Here is an 18,065-nt window from a genome sequence, read left to right on the forward strand (position 1 = left end):
GATATGATTAAGGTCAATGGCAAGGAATATCCATTGGATAAAGAGTTAACCGTTCAAGAGCTTCTGGATCAGATGAGATTTACTTTTCCGTTAATGGCTGTTGCCATTAACGGAAAAGCTGTTTCCCGGGAAGAGTATGGAACAACGGTTGTGAGAGACGGGGACGATGTCAAGGCGATCCATCTTATCAGCGGAGGGTGAGATTCTCGGAAGATATGTGCATGTTTCCTAATTGGGGGACATGCATTTTTGTGTCTGCGGGATTAGGTTATTCTAGGATCTGAATTTAAATGCGTTTGGGTAATTATGTGGTATAATTAGGTATAAGAATTATCAGAAACGAAGTGTCTTATAAATGGGGATGGTTAAAGATGAAGCAAGAAAAATAATTGATAACCTGCCAGAACAGGCAACCTGGGATGATTTAATGTATCAATTCTATATAAAGAAAAAAATTGCGGCATCACTAACAGCAGCTGAAGATGGAAATCTCATTTCCCATGAAGAGGTAAAAAAGAGGTTAATGATGGAATGAGACCCCAATGAGAATTGGCTGTGTTAGAATGGGTTCTAAAGAGGTTTAGGGGTGGTGGTGTCCATTGAGAATCTATATGGACGTATGTTGTCTTAATAGGCCGTTTGACGATCAGACACAGGATAAAATCCGAATTGAAACAGACGCAATATTAGCCATCTTAAAAAGATGTATTACAGGTGAATGGAAATTAGTATCAAGTGAAGTGCTTGATATTGAGATAGAAAAAACGCCAGATTTATGGAAAAAGAGTAAGGTCTATGAACTTTATAAATTAGCATGCGAAAAGATAATCCTAAATGATAAAATAATTAGCGAGCGATGGAAATCCAAAAAGTTGGCATTAAACCGTTTGATAGTTTACATCTAGCGTCAGCAGAATTTTCAAACACAGACATATTCCTCACTACTGATAAAATTTTGCTACATTTAGCTCAACGTTTAGACTTGAAAGTGAAAACGGCAAATCCCTTAAATTGGTTTATGGAGGCAGATGAAAATGGATAAAGTAAATAGTGCTATTAGAGATTTAGGAACAATACGTCGAATGGGCATTGAGGCTTTAATTGAAAAACTTGGTCCGATAGGAATGGTAGAATTCATAAGACAATTTGACTCGGGCTACGGCGACTATACCAGAGAACGGCAAGAATGGCTAGATGGATTAGATATTGAGACAATTGTTAAGCAAGCAGAGGCAAAAAGAAACTAGTTTTACTTTACGAAGGGGAACATTTACATTCCACACACCCTTGGGAAGTCACATGATTCTGAGGGTGTTTTTGTTTTTGTGCCGGTAGCAAGATATACATACTTTCCTTGCTTGTCCTGGTTATCCGCGCTATTATGAGGATGTACCTGAAATGATAGGATGCAAAATTAGTGTAGTGAATATTATTGAATATTGCCGAAAGGATGATTAGGATATGAATCCCATCAGCTTGAAAGAAATTGCCGACAGGCTGGATTGTCTCATGGATGATTGGCGCTATTATTTGAACATAAAGACGGGCGAGATCGTCGAAATTCAAACGGAGTATTTAAGTATCGCTGAGGATTCAGAAGACGATGATGATTTTAGTGAGTATAAGGACTGGGAGCAGGATTCCATTCGCGATGCGGTCATGGTCTTAGAAAATTGGGACGACTTTGTTGAACTTCCTGATAAAAGAGAAGTTAATGAATATGAGATTATGGAGAACTTCTGTTACTCCCAGGAAGATGACAAACTAAGAAATAAATTGTGCAATGCCATCGCCGGCAGAGGAGCGTTCCGCCGATTCAAAGATTTAGTTGATCAGTTTGGCCTAGAGAATCAATGGTATGCTTATAAAGATGAGGCATTATGCGAAATTGCTCGTGACTGGTGTGAATTCAATAACATTCAGTATAAGTAATTGTTCGAGGTGAGAGCTTCGCTCTTTTTATACTAATGAATCTTTAGGGGGTACCACTCCGTGACAGAGGTGAAATCGCCCTATGTAAGCCTTTCAGACAGCGTTCGCTTTAGAAAGGAATATTTTGGAGGCATCCTTTTTGATACTCGGACAGGAACCATGCTGGATGTTGATAAGGGCGCCTATTTGTTGCTAGAATTGATCAAGACCATGGGCGTAGTAAACATTAACGATCTCGACCGGCTTTGGCTTGACGTGTATGCTAAGCACATCAACCAAAGAACGGTTGTCCGGATAATCGAAAAATTACTGGCGTTGCAAATCCTGGTCGTGATGCCGAACGGCCTTCTTCATCAAAATTTCAACGCTGGCTTTAGCCTTAAGGATCAGACCAAAATGATGTGGCCTACAACCCAGTTTCTCAGTGCACCGGAAACAGTGCATTGGGCAGTTACCTTTCAGTGCGATTTGGATTGTCCGGACTGCTACATACGACGACATCAAGCTGATTTTACGTCTGAACTTGATACCAAAGAGGCTTTCACCATCATCGACAGAATTGCTGACGCCGGAGTTTTTCAACTGGCCATAGGCGGAGGAGAACCCTTGCTGAGGGAGGATATTATTCCCCTTGTGGCCAGGGCTCATGAAAGGAAGCTGGTTGTTCATATAACAACAGGCAGGTATCAGCCTGAGCCCGGTGCCCTGAGAGAACTGGCACAATATATTCAGAACCTGCAGGTCGGAATTAAGCAGGATGAATTATTAAAGCATCCGGAGTATGAAAAGGAAAAGTTGCTCCATCTCATAGACATGACCGGTAACTTTGGTCTTGATCTTGGTGCCAATTTAATTTTTTCTAACTCTACTCTTGACGAATTTGAACACATCATTGAATCGTTAGCAAGTGCAGGATTTAAGAGGATAACCTTGCTGCGGTATAAACCGCCTGGGAATCTGAAACGGTGGGGGAAGGAAAAACCAGAGGGGTACACTCTTTTGGAATTTGAACGGAAGCTGTTAAAAACTGCAAATGATTATGCGGATATCCAATTTAGGTTGGACTGCGGGCTGGCTTTTCTGGAAAGAAATCTGCCTTCCGAAACAGCCCTGTCTCATGGGATCAGGGGATGCACTGCTGCAGATAGAATCTTGTCCATAGCTCCGGACGGCTCAATTTATCCCTGTTCTCAATTGGTTGGTCAAGATTTCTCAGGGGGCAATATATTGAATGATAACTTCCAAAGCGTTTGGCTGAACAGTGAGGTTTTGCATAGGTATCGGAGATTTCGAACTCAAAAGCGTTTCAAATCCGGCCAATGTGGGCAATGTACGGCCAAAACCCATTGCGGAGGGTGCAGGGTGTTTGCTGAAGATGCCCTGGGACCTGATCCGGGCTGCCCAGAACCAATCCTGGCACCTGGGAAGCAAAGAAAATATGATCAGTATGAGCTTTCTGACATCATTCTGGATATTCAGGAGAGCATCGGCTTTACGGACGGGGGATTTCCGTATGCCTCCTATGATCAAATTAAGGAATGGCTGGATGAAGAAAACGGCTATGGCTATCCTAAATGGCTGCTTAAAAAAAGTGATGCAAGGAGGGAACAATTTTGAAAATTATCAGCGTCAAGAAAGGTTTCACCTCAGACCATAGTTCCACTTCTTATGAATTTCTCGCAGTGGATAAAGCACTCGGCAAAAAGGAAAGGCAAGCGGTCGCTTCCTTATCCAGCCGAGCCAATCCGACTGCCAGAGAAGTAAGCTTTATTTATCATGCGGATGGCTATGATATTCCAGGCGGCTGGGAGGCGCTCATGGAGAAGTATTATGATGTGATGTACAGTGAGTCTTATGATTGGTGGACGCTGGCCATGGCCTTCAATTGTTCGCAAGAACAGGTATCTGAGTTAATGGATTATGAACTGGACGGAGGGGAAGATTGTGGGATAGAAGTACTTAAACGGGGTGGACGGGCAATTGTTGTGATTAATTGCCGCTTAGATGCTTCTTATTTTAATGGTCCGTATGCCGATTATGATGACTATGGTTATTACCAAGAGGATGATGAAGAGGATGAGGAAACCGGGGGTTCTTTCACATCAGACGATGGATTGCTTAACCTGTTAGTTCAACTAAGGGAACAATTAATGCAGGGTGATTACCGGTCTTTATATGCGGTGTGGGAAAAATACGGTTTTGTATTTGAAGACGATGAAGAAAACGAGGATATGCCACCTATTCCGCCTGAAAGGCCTCACGGAAAGAAAATCATAGAGCAATTCTCAAATCTGCTTGAAATAATTTAGGGAACATCTTTGGAGATGATCCAAGTTTCCATTCACCCGCCAAACTCAGCCATTCAAGTGGAAAATACTGACACTTAACCCTTGGGCGAGTACAATAATATGACAAGATACTTGCTTAATATTAAGGGGGGTGTGTACAGGGTGCCTTTGTTGGTTGAACTGGGTGAAGCTTTTGATGCTGTACACAACGGGATTCTGGCCATTGATGAACAGGAAAGGGTGATAATCTGCAACAAACCGGCGGAGCGGATGCTGGGTGTAGCGGCCGCTGAGGTCATGGGGCGCAATATACGGGAAGTGCTTCCGACTTCAGGCCTGCCTGCAATCCTGCAGAGCGGGAAAGCCGAGTTTGGACAAAAGAAACGCCTGGATAATGATTTGACCATTGTCACGAACCGCACTCCTATCATCCGCGATGGCCGAATTGTAGGTGCCATTGCGGTGTTTCAGGATGTATCCGAGCTGGAATCTTTGGCTTCGGAGCTGGGGCAAATAAAAGAGTTGAACCATGAGCTTGAAGCCATTCTAGAATCGTTTTATGACGGTATTGGCATTATTGCCGGGGACGGGACTCTGCTGCGGGTCAATACCAGTTACGAGCGCATCACCGGCTTGTCCAAGGATGACAACGGAGTCGGGCGGAATGTGCGGGAGCTTCAGGAAGACGGAACTGTCTCCCAGGCGGTGGCCTTGCTCGTAATCAATCAGAAAAAGACAGTAACGATCAAGCAGCGGATTAAAACCGGAAAGGAGATTCTCATTACCGGGAGTCCGGTATTCGATGAACAGGGAGAAGTGATCCGGGTGGTCTGCAACATCCGGGACATGACCGAGCTGAATCTGTTGAAAGAACAGGTCGACAACGCCCAAAAGCAGAACCAGCGTTATGCCAATGAGCTTCAGGAGTTACGGGCGCAGCTTTTGGATCACGAAGAATTTGTCTTCCGCAGCGCGGCCATGGACAAGGTCTTTAAGCTTATCGGCAGAGTGGCGGGGGTTAACTCTCACGTCCTCATTACCGGGGAATCGGGTGTGGGTAAAGAGAATGCGGCCAGGTTGATTCATAAGCTCAGTTCGCGGGTCCAGGGACCCTTTCTCCAGATAAACTGCGGTGCGATTCCGGAAAATCTCCTGGAATCAGAACTCTTCGGGTATGAAGACGGGGCTTTTACCGGTGCGCGCAGCGGCGGCAAAAAAGGAATCTTCGAGATGTGTGAGGGGGGCACCCTCCTTTTGGATGAGATCGGAGAGCTTCCGATGAATATGCAGGTCAAGCTATTGCGCGTGCTGCAGCAGCAGGAAGTGTTCCGCATCGGGGCTGCCAAACCGGTGAAGTTTAATGTACGGGTGATCGCAGCCACCAATCGCAATCTCGAAGAAATGATCGCTAAGCAAACGTTCCGCGCGGATCTGTTTTACCGCTTGAATGTCGTGCCGGTGAACATACCGCCATTGCGTGAACGTACGGAGGATATTGTTCCGTTGGCTTTGCACTTTTTGGAACGGTTCAACCAAAAATACAGCAGCAACAAACGCCTGGATTCCGAGATTCTCTTGGCATTCGAACGGCATAGCTGGCCCGGGAATGTACGGGAACTTGAGAATCTGATTGAGCGTCTGGTTGTTGTGAATGAAGAGAATATCCTGACTGCCAAGCACCTGCCTTTCCAAGTGAGCCAACCCCTGGATTCTTTGAGCATCCAGGTGAATGAGCCGATTTCCTTGGAACGGGCGATCGAAATGCTGGAACGGGAACTCTTGCGCAAAACGATGCAGTCCTATCCGACTACGAGACAGGCGGCCCGGATTCTGGGAGTTTCCCATCCGACGGTAATCCGCAAGATGCAGAAGTATAAGCTGGCCCAAACAGGAAGACAATCATCGTAGGTCGGTATTCGATGTTGGTACAAAACGATATATCTTGGTCAGTGCATGTACCTTATTTGCCCATTGGGTGCAAGGGCTTAGCCAACGCCACTACAGAAAATGGCATACAAACATAAGTGTGAATTTCGGAATTTTCCGGCAGCTGTTTCGGTTTAGTTTGGTAACTTTATGAACCTTATACCAAAAAATATCATCATGTATATGTTCAGAAAACCTGCTTGGGCTTTACGGCTTAAGCAGGTTTTTCGTCTTTACAGCCCGTAAAACATGCAGTTAAGTTTTGAGATTCCCGTATGCATCTTTTCTTGGTATTTAACTTGCAGAGCAAAGAGCATTACACGGAAAGCCCGGCAAGAAAGGAGCTGATTCTAACAGGAACTATAAATATGGATGGAAGATAGTGGTGTTAGCCTAGTCTAATGAAGACTGTGAAGTGGGGAGGGGACTTTTTGCAAAGCTTTAATTATTACGAACCGGCAACTGTCTGGGAGGCGATAGGGCTCCTGGAAAGCCTTAAGGGCAACGTATTCTCCTTAGCCGGCGGGACGGATTTAATGCGTACGCTCAAAAAAACAGGGTTCACTGACTATGGAGTCTTGAACCTTAAACGAATTCCGGAATTAGGTGGGATTGAGTTCGATGGCCAGGTGATGTCGGTGGGCGCCTTAACGACCGTGAGCACCTTGGCAGCACATCCGGAAGTGAACCGGCATTTCCCGGCCCTAGCGCAAGCGGCCCGGGCGTTAGGCACTCCCCAAATCCGGAATTTAGCGACCATCGGCGGAAATTTGGGGACAGCTTCTCCGGCATCGGATTTGGCACCGGCCCTCTTAGTGTACCAAGCCAGGTTAAATCTGCTGGGGCCGGATGGGGCACGGGTCATGGCAATCAATGAATTCTTCAAGGGACCGGGTCAGACCGGGCTTGCTCCCGGAGAAATAATCACTCGAATTGACTTAACCGTACCGGCAGCCGGAACCGTTGGGGCTTTTCTAAAACATGGAGTGCGTAAGAGTCATGAAATTGCATTGGTAAATACTGCGGTACTCCTGGTGCCGCTCAGAGCTTCTGCTGCTATCGCCGAAGCCAGGATTGCCCTTGGTGCGGTCGGGCCAACGGTGTTCAGGGCCACGCAGGCTGAGGAACAACTGGCAGGAGCGGAAGGGGGACCGGTGTCGTTCGAACGCGCAGCCAGGGCTGCCCAAGAGATGACTAGTCCAATCAGTGATGTCCGGGCCGGTAACGACTACCGTAAACATATGGCCGGGGTCTTGGTTAAACGGGCCTTGCTTCAGGCTTGGGGAGGGACGATATGAAAAGAGCAATTGAGCTGAAAGTGAATGGGGAAATGTATCCGGTATCTGTCTCCGCGGACAGGACGCTGCTCGATGTGATTCGGGAAGACTTGCTCCTAACCGGGACCAAAAAAGGGTGTGAAGCCGGGGAATGCGGTGCTTGCACGGTGCTTATGGACGGTAAGCCGGTGAATTCCTGTATGGTCTTAGTTATGGACGCTGTGGGACGGGAGATAGTGACGATTGAAGGTGTAGGAGGGCTGGAGGGGCTTCATCCGATTCAGGAAGCTCTGGTTGAGCATGGGGCCGTCCAGTGCGGGTACTGCACCCCGGGTATTGTGATGACGGCGAAAGCGCTGTTAGACAACCAACCAAATCCGACAGAGAGGGAAATAAGAGAGGCTTTGGCAGGGAACCTTTGCCGCTGCACAGGGTATGTCAAAATCGTGGAGGCTGTCCTGGCAGTGAGCCAGGCCTTGAGCCAAGGAAGGAGGGGGTGAGAGAATGGCTTATACAATAGTGGGACAGCGTGTCCCCCGAGTGGATGCCAGGGAGAAAGTCAGCGGAAGGGCTGTTTACACCGGAGATATGACCTTGCCCCATATGCTCGTGGGCAAAGTCTTGCGGAGCCCGTACGCGCACGCGCGGGTTGTCAGAATTGACACGGCAAAGGCACGGAGTCTTCCCGGGGTAAAAGCCGTTATTACTTTCGAGGATGTTCCGAAGATTTTTTGGAATAGTGCCGGATTTCCTCCGTCTCCCGGTGCCATCCTCATGGAAGACCAGTATATTCTGACAGACAAGGCTCGCTATGTCGGGGACGGAATTGCCGCAGTGGCCGCAGTCGATGAAAAGACCGCAGAGCAGGCGCTGGGAATGATTGAGGTTGAGTATGAGGTGCTGCCGGCGCTGATGAATGTGGAAGCAGCCATGGCTGATGAAGCACCTCTAATCCATGATGTTCCGAACAATATCATGGCCCATATGCCGATAGTAATCGGGGACGTGGATCAAGGCTTTGCCGAAGCGGATATGGTCTTTGAAGATAAGTATTATGTACCTAAAGTTTATCAAGTGAGCATGGAGCCGTGCGGTGTGGCGATGGCTGCTCCGGATATGGACGGGCGCATTACCATTTGGACGTCCACGCAAATGCCCCATTTGGTGCGCGGGATTACCGCCCATGCTTTGGGGCTGAGCACGAGCCAAGTGCGGATTATTAAGCCCCCGGTTGGAGGCGCTTTTGGCAGCCGCCTGGGGGTGGTCAATGAACCGATTGCGGCACTGCTCGCCATAAAGTCCGGCAAACCGGTGATGCTTAAATATTCACGGGAAGAGTCTTTTCTGGCGACCGAATCCAGGCACCCGCTTACCATGATTCTCAAAACCGGGGTTAAAAAGGACGGAACCTTTACCGCCCGCCAGATGACGGCTTATCTCGACGGCGGCGCTTATGCCACCCACACTCCTTCTTTTGCCGGGCCGGTGGCAGGCTGGTTCCTGGCGATGTACAAATCCCCGAATATAAAGATAGACAACTACTCGGTCTATACCAACAGTACTCAGTGCGGAGCGTTCCGCGGGTATGGCAATCCCCAGGTGGTCTTTGCAGTAGAGTCCCAGGTGGATGACATCGCGGCGGCGCTTGGCCTTGATCCGCTCACAATCCGGCTTAAGAACCATCCCTGCGCCGGGGAAGTGTGGATGTGGAGCAATTGGGTGATTGAAAGCTGCGGCCTGGACGAGGGCATTAAGCGCGGCGCGGAGGCCATCGGCTGGGGTGAGAAGAGAAAGAAACGGTTTGCGGAAGCCGGAGAAAATGCCGTGACCGGTACCGGTACGAAGAAGCGCGGAGTCGGCATGGCCTACATGATGCACGTGAGCGGGGCGCGGCCGATGCTGCACGAGACCTCGGCGGCAGTCGTTAAAATTAATGAAGACGGAAAGGCGAACCTGATTTATAGCAACTCAGACTGCGGCCAGGGGTCGGGAACCGCCCTTACTCAAGTCGCAGCCGAGGAATTAGGCCTGAACTATGAAGATGTATTCATTACCAAAACGGCGGATACGGATGTCGCAGGCTTTGATATCGGGAGCCATGCCAGCCGCCAGGCTTACTCCGGCGGCAACGCCGTGAAAAAAGCCGCAGCGGCTGCCAAAGAAAAGCTTTTGGCAATGGCGGCAGAAATATTGGAGGTCCCCGCAAGCGACCTGGAAGTGGCCCAAGGGATGGTTCGCGTGCGTACAGCCCCGGAGCAGGTAATTTCGGTGGCTGAAGTCTCGCATAAAGCGCATTTCGGAACCCACGGCCATCAGATTATCGGAGCCGTGAGCGAGGAGCCGCCCGGCAATCCTCCGGTGTATGCCGCCCAGTTCGCGGAAGTGGAAGTGGACACGGAGACCGGGGTGATTGAAGTGCTCAAAGTGGTTGCGGCCCACGATGTAGGGACAGCTATTAACCCGGCCGTGGTTGAGGGACAAATCGAAGGAGCCATCCAGCAGGGAATTGGTTATGCGCTCACGGAAGAATACCGCTACCAGCCGGAGACCGGTCAGCCGCTCAATCCTAACTTTACGGATTACAAGATTTTAACCGCCTTAGACATGCCTGAGGTGGAAACGATTTTAGTGGAAGCGTCGGCGGAGACCGGACCGTTCGGGGCCAAGAGTGTCGGGGAATCCGGGCTGGTCGCGACCGCCGCGGCCATTGCCAATGCGGTCTATGATGCGGTCGGAATCAGGATTAAGGAACTGCCGCTTTCTCCTGAGAAAGTGTTGGCCGCTTTAAGGGAGAAGGAAAACAGCGGGAACGAATGATAGGAAAACGGCCCAGGTTTTTTCGGGAGCTTGGGCCATTCCTTTTTAGCCCCAGCAACTTTCCTCGTTGGTACAGTAATGAACCTGAACTAAAAGCATGAGCACTTGATGTCTTCTCGGAGTCCTATTAGTATAACTTGTTATGACATCATTTTCTTTACGTCTGGTAATTTAATGTACCAAATGTTCTTTATGCTTGAAAATAAGCTTTCGCGAGCATGCCGGGGGCCGATGGTAAACTTTTGTACCAGACCGGCGGAAATTGAAACACCTTGGCTCCGGTTTGTTGACACTTGCACGTGAGCTTGATAGCTGTTGACTCGGTTTTTTCTGCTGTCCACAACTTAAGTTTAACCGTTCACGGTAAATTCTATTTTTTTTGAAAAGAGTGGAATTAATCTTGCAATAATCTTTCACAAGTTTCCAAAAGGATTTTGTTTTTAGGAGAAAAAGTGGAGGAGGTGTCGGTGCAAGTGCTGCAGTTTATTGTTCAGGGAAGAGGCGGTCAGGGGGCTCAGAAAGCCGGGGAAATCTTGGCCAATATCTTCTTTAGCGAAGGGAAGTACGTCCAGGCCTATGCCACTTATGGCGGGGCCAGGCGTGGTACACCTGTGAGTTCCTTTATCAGGGTGGACGACAAGCCGATCCGGCTGCGCTGCAACATTGAAAATCCTGATGTGATTTTGGTTTTTGATCCGAGCTTGCTTAATGAAACTCTCTTAAAAGGGGCAGGGGAAAAAACGTTAGTAGTCATTAATTCAACCCAGGCTCCGGAGGAGTTTGCCGCTCTCGGCAAGTTCAAGATCTTCACGATTGACGGTATGGCTATCGCCCAGGCCAACCGCCTGGGGAGAATTGTAAATTCAGCCTTGGTCGGGGCGGTAACAGGGCTGTTGGGACAGCCGGATATCGATTTGGTTGCGAAAGTTGTAGGGGAAACGAGCCCGGTTAAAGTAGAAGAAAATATCAACTCCTGTTTGGATGGGTACCGCATGGCACGGGAAGGGAGGGTGTTGAATGCCTGAAGTGATTAAAGAAGTACCACCAATTTGGACCACGGGCTGGACGGACATTCTCAACACCGGAACTTGGCGCAGTGCGGTTCCCGTTCATAAAAAGAGGCCTGCCCCTTGTCATAAGGCTTGTCCGGTTGAGGGGGAAATTCCGGTCTGGACCCAGCTTGTGAAAGCAGAAAAGTACCAGGAAGCCTGGCTGGCTCTTGCGGCCAATAATCCGTTTCCGGCAGTGACCGGCCGGGTGTGTCATCATCCGTGTGAAGGCTCCTGCAACAGAGGGGAATATGACGGGGCGGTTGCCATAAACGCCTTAGAACACTATGTGGGAGATCTGGCGCTGCAGGAAGGTTGGAGTCTTCCGAAACCTGAGAAAGAGCGGGAACAACGGGTTCTTGTGATCGGGGCCGGTCCGGCCGGACTTTCTTGTGCTTACCGGCTTAGACTGGAAGGGTACCAGGTGACGGTGTTTGAGGAGAAACCGGAGGCGGGGGGGGTCCTGCGCTACGGTATACCTCAGTACCGTCTGCCGAAAGCTGTCCTGGCCGGGGAAATAAAACGTCTGCAGGAGCTGGGAATAAGCATTGAAACCGGACGCCGCTTCGAAAGCTATGAACTGGAACAATATGAACAAGAGTATGATGCGGTATTCTTGGCAATCGGTGCCGGGAAAGCGAAGTCACTGCCTCAGTTCCCTTCAGATAAGCGGGTCTTAAATGGACTTGAATTCCTGGCCCGGGCCAACCAAAATGATACGATTGCTTTGGGGCAACAGGTTGTTGTGGTCGGCGGCGGCAGTGTGGCTATGGACGTAGCCCGCACCGCCCGGCGCCTAGGAAGCTATGTCACGGTTTTGGCTTTGGAAGACGGGGAGCATCTGCCGGCCCAAACCGATGAGGTCACTGGAGCCCTGGAAGAAGGGATAGCGATCACCGGGGGAGCAATGGTCCAGGAAGTGCAAAGCTCAGAGCGGGGACTGGGCCTTGCCTGCGTCAAGGTCAATTTAGATCCGGAAGCCCCTCCGGGGGTACTTAAGCCGGTAGTTGTTCCCGGTTCGGAGTTTTCCCTGATTGCCGATCAGGTGATTCTGGCCATTGGACAGGATCCGGAGACAGATGTCTGGAATCACTTGCTGCCGGTGAAACAGACGCTTTTCCAAATTAAACCCGATTTCTCCACGGACCGTCCCGGAGTTTTTGCCGGAGGAGATGATGCCAGTGCGGAGCGTTATGTCTCTTCTGCCATTGGTCAGGGGAAAATGGCGGCCCGGAGTATCGCCCGCTATTTGACAGGTGGGTCCGGGAGCGTGGATGAAGAAATAGTTTCCTTAGAAGAACCTGTCCCCTTTAAAGATATCAATACCTTTTATTTCCCTTCCCAGTCCCGGGACTATAAAGGAACGACCGCAGCTGAACAGCGGGTGCGTGATTTCAGCGAAGTCAAGACAGGTTTCAGTTCTGACCAAGCCTTGGCTCAGGCCGAACGCTGTTTTAGCTGCGGCAGCTGCATTGAATGTGACAACTGCTTCTATTTCTGCCCGGACATGGCCGTGGTTAAGGATGCAACCCTTGAAGAACATTACCGCATCTTGGATCAATACTGCAAAGGGTGCGGCAGCTGTGTGGAAGAGTGTCCCCGGGGTGCGGTTGTCTTAAAGGAGGAGAGCAGATGAGCGGAGAACGTATTCTTGTCAATGGCAACCATGCTGCCGCCTATGGAGTCAGACTGGCCAGACCCATGGTAGTGCCCGTTTATCCGATTACTCCCCAAACCCCGATCGTGGAGAAGATTTCCGAATTTCAGGCAGAAGGACAAATGGAAGTGGAGCTGGTAACCGCGGAATCTGAGCATTCCGCCATGTCAGCCTGTATCACCGCCTCCTTGACCGGCGTGCGGGTGTTTACCGCCACGGCTTCCCAGGGGCTGATGCTGATGCATGAGATGCTGCACTATGCTTCCGGAGCGCGCGCGCCCATTGTCATGGTCAATGTCAACCGCACCATCGGCTCTCCCTGGGGTTTCTGGCCGGACCAGACAGACAGTTTGGCCCAGCGCGACACCGGCTGGATCCAATATTACTGTGAAAGCGGCCAGGAATCTTTAGATACGATTCTCCAGGCCTTCCGGGTGGCGGAAAAAGTGCTGCTTCCGGCCATGGTCGTCCATGAAGCGTTCTATGTATCACATTCCCTGGAAGTGGTGGAAGTCCCGGCCCAGGAGCTGGCTGACCAATTCCTGCCGCCTTTTACCCCTCCCCATCGGCTCGATCCGGAGATCAAAGAATCGTGGGGGAATACCGTCAATCAGGATATGTTCTACCGCCACCGCAAAACCCTGGGAGAAGCGATGGACAACGCCCTGGCCGCAGCCAAGGAAGCGGATGCCGACTACCGGGCCTTGGTTGGACGGGGATACGGAATCATTGAAGAGTACCGCTGTGACAACCCTGAGATTATCATTGCCACCATGGGCAGCATGACTGGGACCGCCCGCGAGGCTGTGGATGAACTGCGCGCGGAAGGGCTGGCAGTAGGGCTTCTCAAGGTCAAATTATTCAGGCCGTTCCCCCTGAAGGACGTGCGTCGGGCCTTAACCGGGGTGCCTAAGGTTGTGGTGCTGGACCGCAACTTCGCTCCGGGGACAGGAGGGTTTTTGCATCAGGAGATGAAAGCGGCGCTTTATGGGATGAGTGACGGCCCGGAAGTTCACGGGTACTTGGCCGGGGTGGGCGGAACCAATATTCCCCCCGCCAAAATCAAGGACATGGTTCGGGAAGCCTTAGCCGAAAAAGCAGCCGCCGAACCGGTGTGGAAGGGGTGATAAAAAGTGGGGTATTACAACATTCAGGAAGAAAAAGTATTTAATTCCGGACATGCCGCCTGCCCAGGCTGCAGTGAGGCCCTGGCTATCCGCTATATAATCAATACCCTCGGCCCGGACAGTATCGGAGTGGTTCCCCCCTCATGTATCGCGATTATTTCCGGTCCCCAGCCACTAAGTTCCATGCGGATGCCGGTGTATCAAACAACCTTGGAAGCGAGCGCCGCTTCAGCCACCGGGATTTCCCGGGCTCTGAAAGCCAAAGGAAATGATCATACCAATGTGGTAGTCATTGCCGGAGACGGCGGCACCTATGACATCGGGTTTCAAAGCCTGTCTTCCGCAGCGGAGCGCAATGAGGATTTTATCTATGTCTGCTTGGACAATGAAGGGTATATGAATACAGGAGCCCAAAAAAGCTCCTCCACCCCTTATTTGGCATATACCACTTCCACTCCTTCCGGCAAGCCGACGCCCAAGAAAAACCTGGCGGAAATTATGGCAGCCCACCGCATCCCTTACGTCGCCACCGCCACCACCGGATATCCTGAGGATCTGGCTCGCAAGGTTGCCCGGGCTAAGGAGCTTAAAGGGACAGGACTGCGTTTTATTTTGGTCCTGACCCCTTGTCTGGACGGCTGGGGTGTCGCCGACCATGCGGGACCAAAGACCTCGAGACTGGCGGTGGAAACCGGAGTTTTCCCGCTTTATGAAGTGGAATACGGGGAGCGCTACACCCTTAACTTTGGCTCCAAGGGGACGCCGGTTCAGGCGTATCTGTCCCAGCAAAGCCGGTATAAACACCTCAGGCCGGAGCAAATCCAGGAAATTCAAAGCCAGGTGGATGCCAACTGGGAGCGGTTGAGGGAGAGATTTTCCGTTCCTTGATACGAATGGCGGGAGGAAGAGAGTGCTAAGTCACAGTATAAGGTTCTGGCATGAATCAAGCAGCCGCAACTTCCGAGTAATATAAGGTAATCCCTGTAGCCTAGTGAAAACCAAGCTAGGCTACAGGGTACCGGGAAATTAAATAAAGTGGGGCATAACGGATGAACACGATTAATAAAATCATTGACTGGATTATTAATTTTTTTGCCGGCATAGCTGCTGTAATTATCGGTGTACTGTTAATATTAATAACTTATGCCACGATTTCCAGGTTCTTTTTTAATGACCCTAAAGCTAAAATTATTGAATTCTCAGCATACAGCCTTATTTATATCACCTTTCTCGCGGCACCTTGGCTCTTAAGAAACAGAGGACACATTAATGTTGACCTGATACTGATGAAACTTCAAGGGAGACGGAAGACAGCGCTTTTGTTATTTAATGATGCTGTCGGTTTAATTCTTACCTCTGGATTATTTGTAATTAGTTACCAAGTGACACTTAGTAATTATATGGAAAAAATTAAAGTCATGGATTCAATGGGCACTCCTCAGTTTTTACTGATACTGGCTATTCCGCTTGGGTTTTTGTTCTTGGCAATTCAATTCCTTCGATTTATAAAACAAGACTTTTTCGCGCTCAGACAAAAGAAAGAAGGTATACATTAGTGGAATGGTACATGGTTCTCTTTTTAATCTTCGGTGGTCTAATTGTGATTATGTTTACCGGATTGCCTATTGCCTTTAGCTTCTTTCTTCTGTCATCCATCGTGATTTTTGGGCTAATGGGGGAATTCGGGTTAAGACAACTTATCCTGGGGATGTATGACAGCTTGAATAGTTTCCCGCTGACGGCCATACCCTTTTTTATGGTGATGGGGGAAGTGTTCTACCAGTCAGGAATTGTGACCAAAACTCTAGATTCACTTTCTAAGTTCGTTAGGAAAATTCCCGGACGTTTAAGCATTATTACCTTACTGGGTGGCGGTGTTTTTGCAGCACTAAGCGGTTCTGTAGTCGCTAACACCGCAATGTTCGGTTCCCTGATGCTCCCTGAAATGATGAAAAGGGGCTATTCTAAGCAGCTTACTGCCGGCTCTATTATGGCATCTGGTGCTTTGGCTATGGTTATTCCTCCCAGTGCTATTGCAGTCTTGCTTGGAGGAATTGCAGGGGTTTCTGTAGGCAAAATCTTAGTCGGATCTATTCTCCCTGGAGTTTTATTAGTAGTTTTTTATATCTCCTATGTTACAATAACCTGCCTAGTGAACCCTTCTCAGGCTCCGTCTTACGAAGTAGAGGTAGCCTCTCTCCGTGACATATTTAAGTCTGTCATCATTGATATTATCCCTTTAATTTTTGTTTTCTTATTAGTTATGGGGCTCATTTTTTTCGGTGTAGCAACCCCTACGGAAGCTGCCGCCTTAGGTGCACTCGGTTCTTTTGTGCTAACCCTGTTCTATGGAAGGTTCTCTCTGAAGCTCGTGTATAATTCCCTGCTTAATTCACTTAAAGTTACAGCGATGATTCTTATGATCATTGCGGGTTCGGCCGGGTTTAGTCAGATCCTTGCTCTAACCGGTACCAGCCGCGAGGCAGTTGCAGTCGTCCTCTCCCTGCAGGTTCCTCCGATGATAATTCTATTGCTGATGCTCGGGCTTGTTATTCTTCTTGGCTTCTTTATGGAACAAACGGCGATTATGATGATTACCTTACCTATGTTCATGCCGATTGTTCAAGCGTTGCATTTTGATCAAGTCTGGTTTGCGGTGCTTGTCCTTATTTGCCTTCAGATTGGTCAGCTGACTCCTCCTGTAGGACTTGCTCTTTTTACCATGAAAGGAGTAGCCCCCTCAGATGTCACTATGAGTGATATTTACAAAGGAGCTGTGCCTTATGTCTTTTTAGACATTGCCTTGTTGGTACTACTGATATTAATTCCCGGTTTCGTCACTCTTTTGCCCAATGTTTAATGAAATTACAATTTGAGCGAATTTAATAACAGACGTAGGTCAAGACGATATCTAAAAACAGGGTTCGAATTAATGATAAATGGGGGAATTATGATGCTTAAGAAAAAAAGAATGATTTCCATAATGATTACCGGCCTCTTACTATTCCTTGCGTTAACCGGGTGTGGAAGCGAAACTAAGGCACCGGCCGAGCAACAAGCAAAGCCTAAAACAATCACATTAAAGATTCACAGTGCGTGGGCAGAAAACAATGCCATGAATTTTCACCTAAAACCTTTTATTGAAAAGGCGGAGAAAAAATCGAACGGAACTCTGAAAATCGTGTGGGGCGGTGGTCCGGAGGCGATCCCGGCCTTCCAATTGGCTGAAGCGGTGAAAAACGGTATGGTTGATATTGCATGGACCGCTCATACCTATAATGTTTCTCATATTCCTGTCTTAGAAGGGGTTAAACTTGCGACCTATGATGCTGAAGGACTTCGTACCAGCGGAGGATTTGAGTTTATCGACAAGCTTTATCAGGAAAAATTAAACACTCATCTTTTAGGTAATTTCTTAAATGGGCTGACCTATAATCTTTACACGACTAAGAAAAAAATTGAATCCCTTGATGATTTTAAGGGGATGACCATCAGAACCACGCCCGCTTATCAAGCGTTTGTGGAAGGTCTGGGAGCAGCGGTTGTAAATACCGCACCGGGTGAAGTTTACCAAGCTTTAGAGCGTAACGTGGTTCAGGGATATGGTTGGCCGAGCGTTGGAATTGTTGACTTTGGCTGGCATGAGGTAACCGGTTATGTCATAGACCCTGCTTTTTATAGTGTTGACGGAGCGGCCCTTGTCAGTGACAAAGTGTGGAAAACTCTGAGCGAACAGCAAAAGACTGCGCTGACAGATGCAATGAAAGAAATTGAGAAAGAAGCCAAGGAATATTACAAAAACAAAATTTCAGAAGAACGTAAGACGATTGAAAAAGCAGGAGTTAAGACCACGGCTCTTTCCGGCGAACTTGCAGAGAAATACCTTAAAATCGCTTATGATAAAGGCTGGGAAAAAGTTGAAAAAAGCGCGCCTCAAGACGCAGCAAAACTTCGGGAGTTAATCACCAAGAAATAAATGATTTATGGTGATT

18 protein-coding genes are annotated in these 18,065 nt (G+C 48.9%); all 18 read left to right on the forward strand.

The window, feature by feature from the left end:
• Window positions 1-3 precede the first annotated feature (3 nt).
• Window positions 4-201, forward strand: a complete 198-nt coding sequence (gene thiS / locus J0X21_RS01185) for a sulfur carrier protein ThiS (protein WP_206809046.1) — start codon at window positions 4-6, stop codon at window positions 199-201.
• 154 nt (window positions 202-355) lie between these two features.
• The gene (locus J0X21_RS01190) at window positions 356-535 is read left to right on the forward strand and encodes a hypothetical protein (protein ID WP_206809048.1); all 180 of its coding nucleotides are present in this window, start codon (window positions 356-358) and stop codon (window positions 533-535) included.
• A 64-nt stretch (window positions 536-599) separates the two neighbouring features.
• On the forward strand, window positions 600-905 hold the full coding sequence (locus J0X21_RS01195; protein ID WP_206809050.1) for a hypothetical protein: 306 nt from the start codon (window positions 600-602) through the stop codon (window positions 903-905).
• A 129-nt stretch (window positions 906-1,034) separates the two neighbouring features.
• Complete coding sequence (locus tag J0X21_RS01200) at window positions 1,035-1,247, forward strand: hypothetical protein (protein WP_206809051.1); 213 nt, start codon at window positions 1,035-1,037, stop codon at window positions 1,245-1,247.
• Between the two features lie 214 nt (window positions 1,248-1,461).
• The gene (locus J0X21_RS01205; protein WP_206809052.1) at window positions 1,462-1,932 is read left to right on the forward strand and encodes a UPF0158 family protein; all 471 of its coding nucleotides are present in this window, start codon (window positions 1,462-1,464) and stop codon (window positions 1,930-1,932) included.
• Window positions 1,933-1,992: 60 nt separating this feature from the next.
• Window positions 1,993-3,549, forward strand: coding sequence for a radical SAM/SPASM domain-containing protein (locus J0X21_RS01210; protein ID WP_206809054.1), 1,557 nt, complete (start codon window positions 1,993-1,995; stop codon window positions 3,547-3,549).
• A complete protein-coding gene (locus J0X21_RS01215) occupies window positions 3,546-4,241 on the forward strand; it encodes a hypothetical protein (protein ID WP_206809056.1) in 696 nt (231 codons plus the stop codon). The genes J0X21_RS01210 and J0X21_RS01215 overlap by 4 nt, the downstream gene beginning before the upstream one ends.
• Before the next feature lie 141 nt (window positions 4,242-4,382).
• A complete protein-coding gene (locus J0X21_RS01220; protein ID WP_206809072.1) occupies window positions 4,383-6,128 on the forward strand; it encodes a sigma 54-interacting transcriptional regulator in 1,746 nt (581 codons plus the stop codon).
• 449 nt (window positions 6,129-6,577) lie between these two features.
• Window positions 6,578-7,444, forward strand: coding sequence for an FAD binding domain-containing protein (locus J0X21_RS01225; RefSeq protein ID WP_206809074.1), 867 nt, complete (start codon window positions 6,578-6,580; stop codon window positions 7,442-7,444).
• A complete protein-coding gene (locus tag J0X21_RS01230) occupies window positions 7,441-7,923 on the forward strand; it encodes a (2Fe-2S)-binding protein (RefSeq protein ID WP_206809077.1) in 483 nt (160 codons plus the stop codon). Before J0X21_RS01225 ends, J0X21_RS01230 begins: the two co-directional genes overlap by 4 nt.
• 4 nt (window positions 7,924-7,927) lie before the next feature.
• Entirely contained in the window at window positions 7,928-10,240 is a 2,313-nt protein-coding gene (locus J0X21_RS01235) for a xanthine dehydrogenase family protein molybdopterin-binding subunit (RefSeq protein WP_206809086.1), read from the forward strand.
• A 473-nt stretch (window positions 10,241-10,713) separates the two neighbouring features.
• The gene (locus tag J0X21_RS01240; RefSeq protein WP_206809094.1) at window positions 10,714-11,265 is read left to right on the forward strand and encodes a 2-oxoacid:acceptor oxidoreductase family protein; all 552 of its coding nucleotides are present in this window, start codon (window positions 10,714-10,716) and stop codon (window positions 11,263-11,265) included.
• The gene (locus J0X21_RS01245; protein WP_206809101.1) at window positions 11,258-12,925 is read left to right on the forward strand and encodes an NAD(P)-binding protein; all 1,668 of its coding nucleotides are present in this window, start codon (window positions 11,258-11,260) and stop codon (window positions 12,923-12,925) included. The genes J0X21_RS01240 and J0X21_RS01245 overlap by 8 nt, the downstream gene beginning before the upstream one ends.
• Complete coding sequence (locus tag J0X21_RS01250) at window positions 12,922-14,073, forward strand: transketolase C-terminal domain-containing protein (protein WP_206809103.1); 1,152 nt, start codon at window positions 12,922-12,924, stop codon at window positions 14,071-14,073. Before J0X21_RS01245 ends, J0X21_RS01250 begins: the two co-directional genes overlap by 4 nt.
• A gap of 6 nt (window positions 14,074-14,079) precedes the next feature.
• Window positions 14,080-14,961, forward strand: a complete 882-nt coding sequence (locus J0X21_RS01255) for a thiamine pyrophosphate-dependent enzyme (protein WP_206809105.1) — start codon at window positions 14,080-14,082, stop codon at window positions 14,959-14,961.
• Window positions 14,962-15,122: 161 nt separating this feature from the next.
• Window positions 15,123-15,629, forward strand: a complete 507-nt coding sequence (locus tag J0X21_RS01260; protein ID WP_206809112.1) for a TRAP transporter small permease — start codon at window positions 15,123-15,125, stop codon at window positions 15,627-15,629.
• Entirely contained in the window at window positions 15,629-16,933 is a 1,305-nt protein-coding gene (locus J0X21_RS01265) for a TRAP transporter large permease (RefSeq protein WP_206809114.1), read from the forward strand. The genes J0X21_RS01260 and J0X21_RS01265 overlap by 1 nt, the downstream gene beginning before the upstream one ends.
• A 93-nt stretch (window positions 16,934-17,026) precedes the next feature.
• Window positions 17,027-18,049 (forward strand): TRAP transporter substrate-binding protein DctP, encoded by a 1,023-nt coding sequence (gene dctP / locus J0X21_RS01270; RefSeq protein WP_206809117.1) that lies wholly within the window; start codon window positions 17,027-17,029, stop codon window positions 18,047-18,049.
• Window positions 18,050-18,065 lie beyond the last annotated feature (16 nt).

This window comes from Paradesulfitobacterium ferrireducens, assembly GCF_017310645.1.
In the GTDB taxonomy this organism is placed as follows: Bacteria; Bacillota; Desulfitobacteriia; order Desulfitobacteriales; family Desulfitobacteriaceae; genus Paradesulfitobacterium; species Paradesulfitobacterium ferrireducens.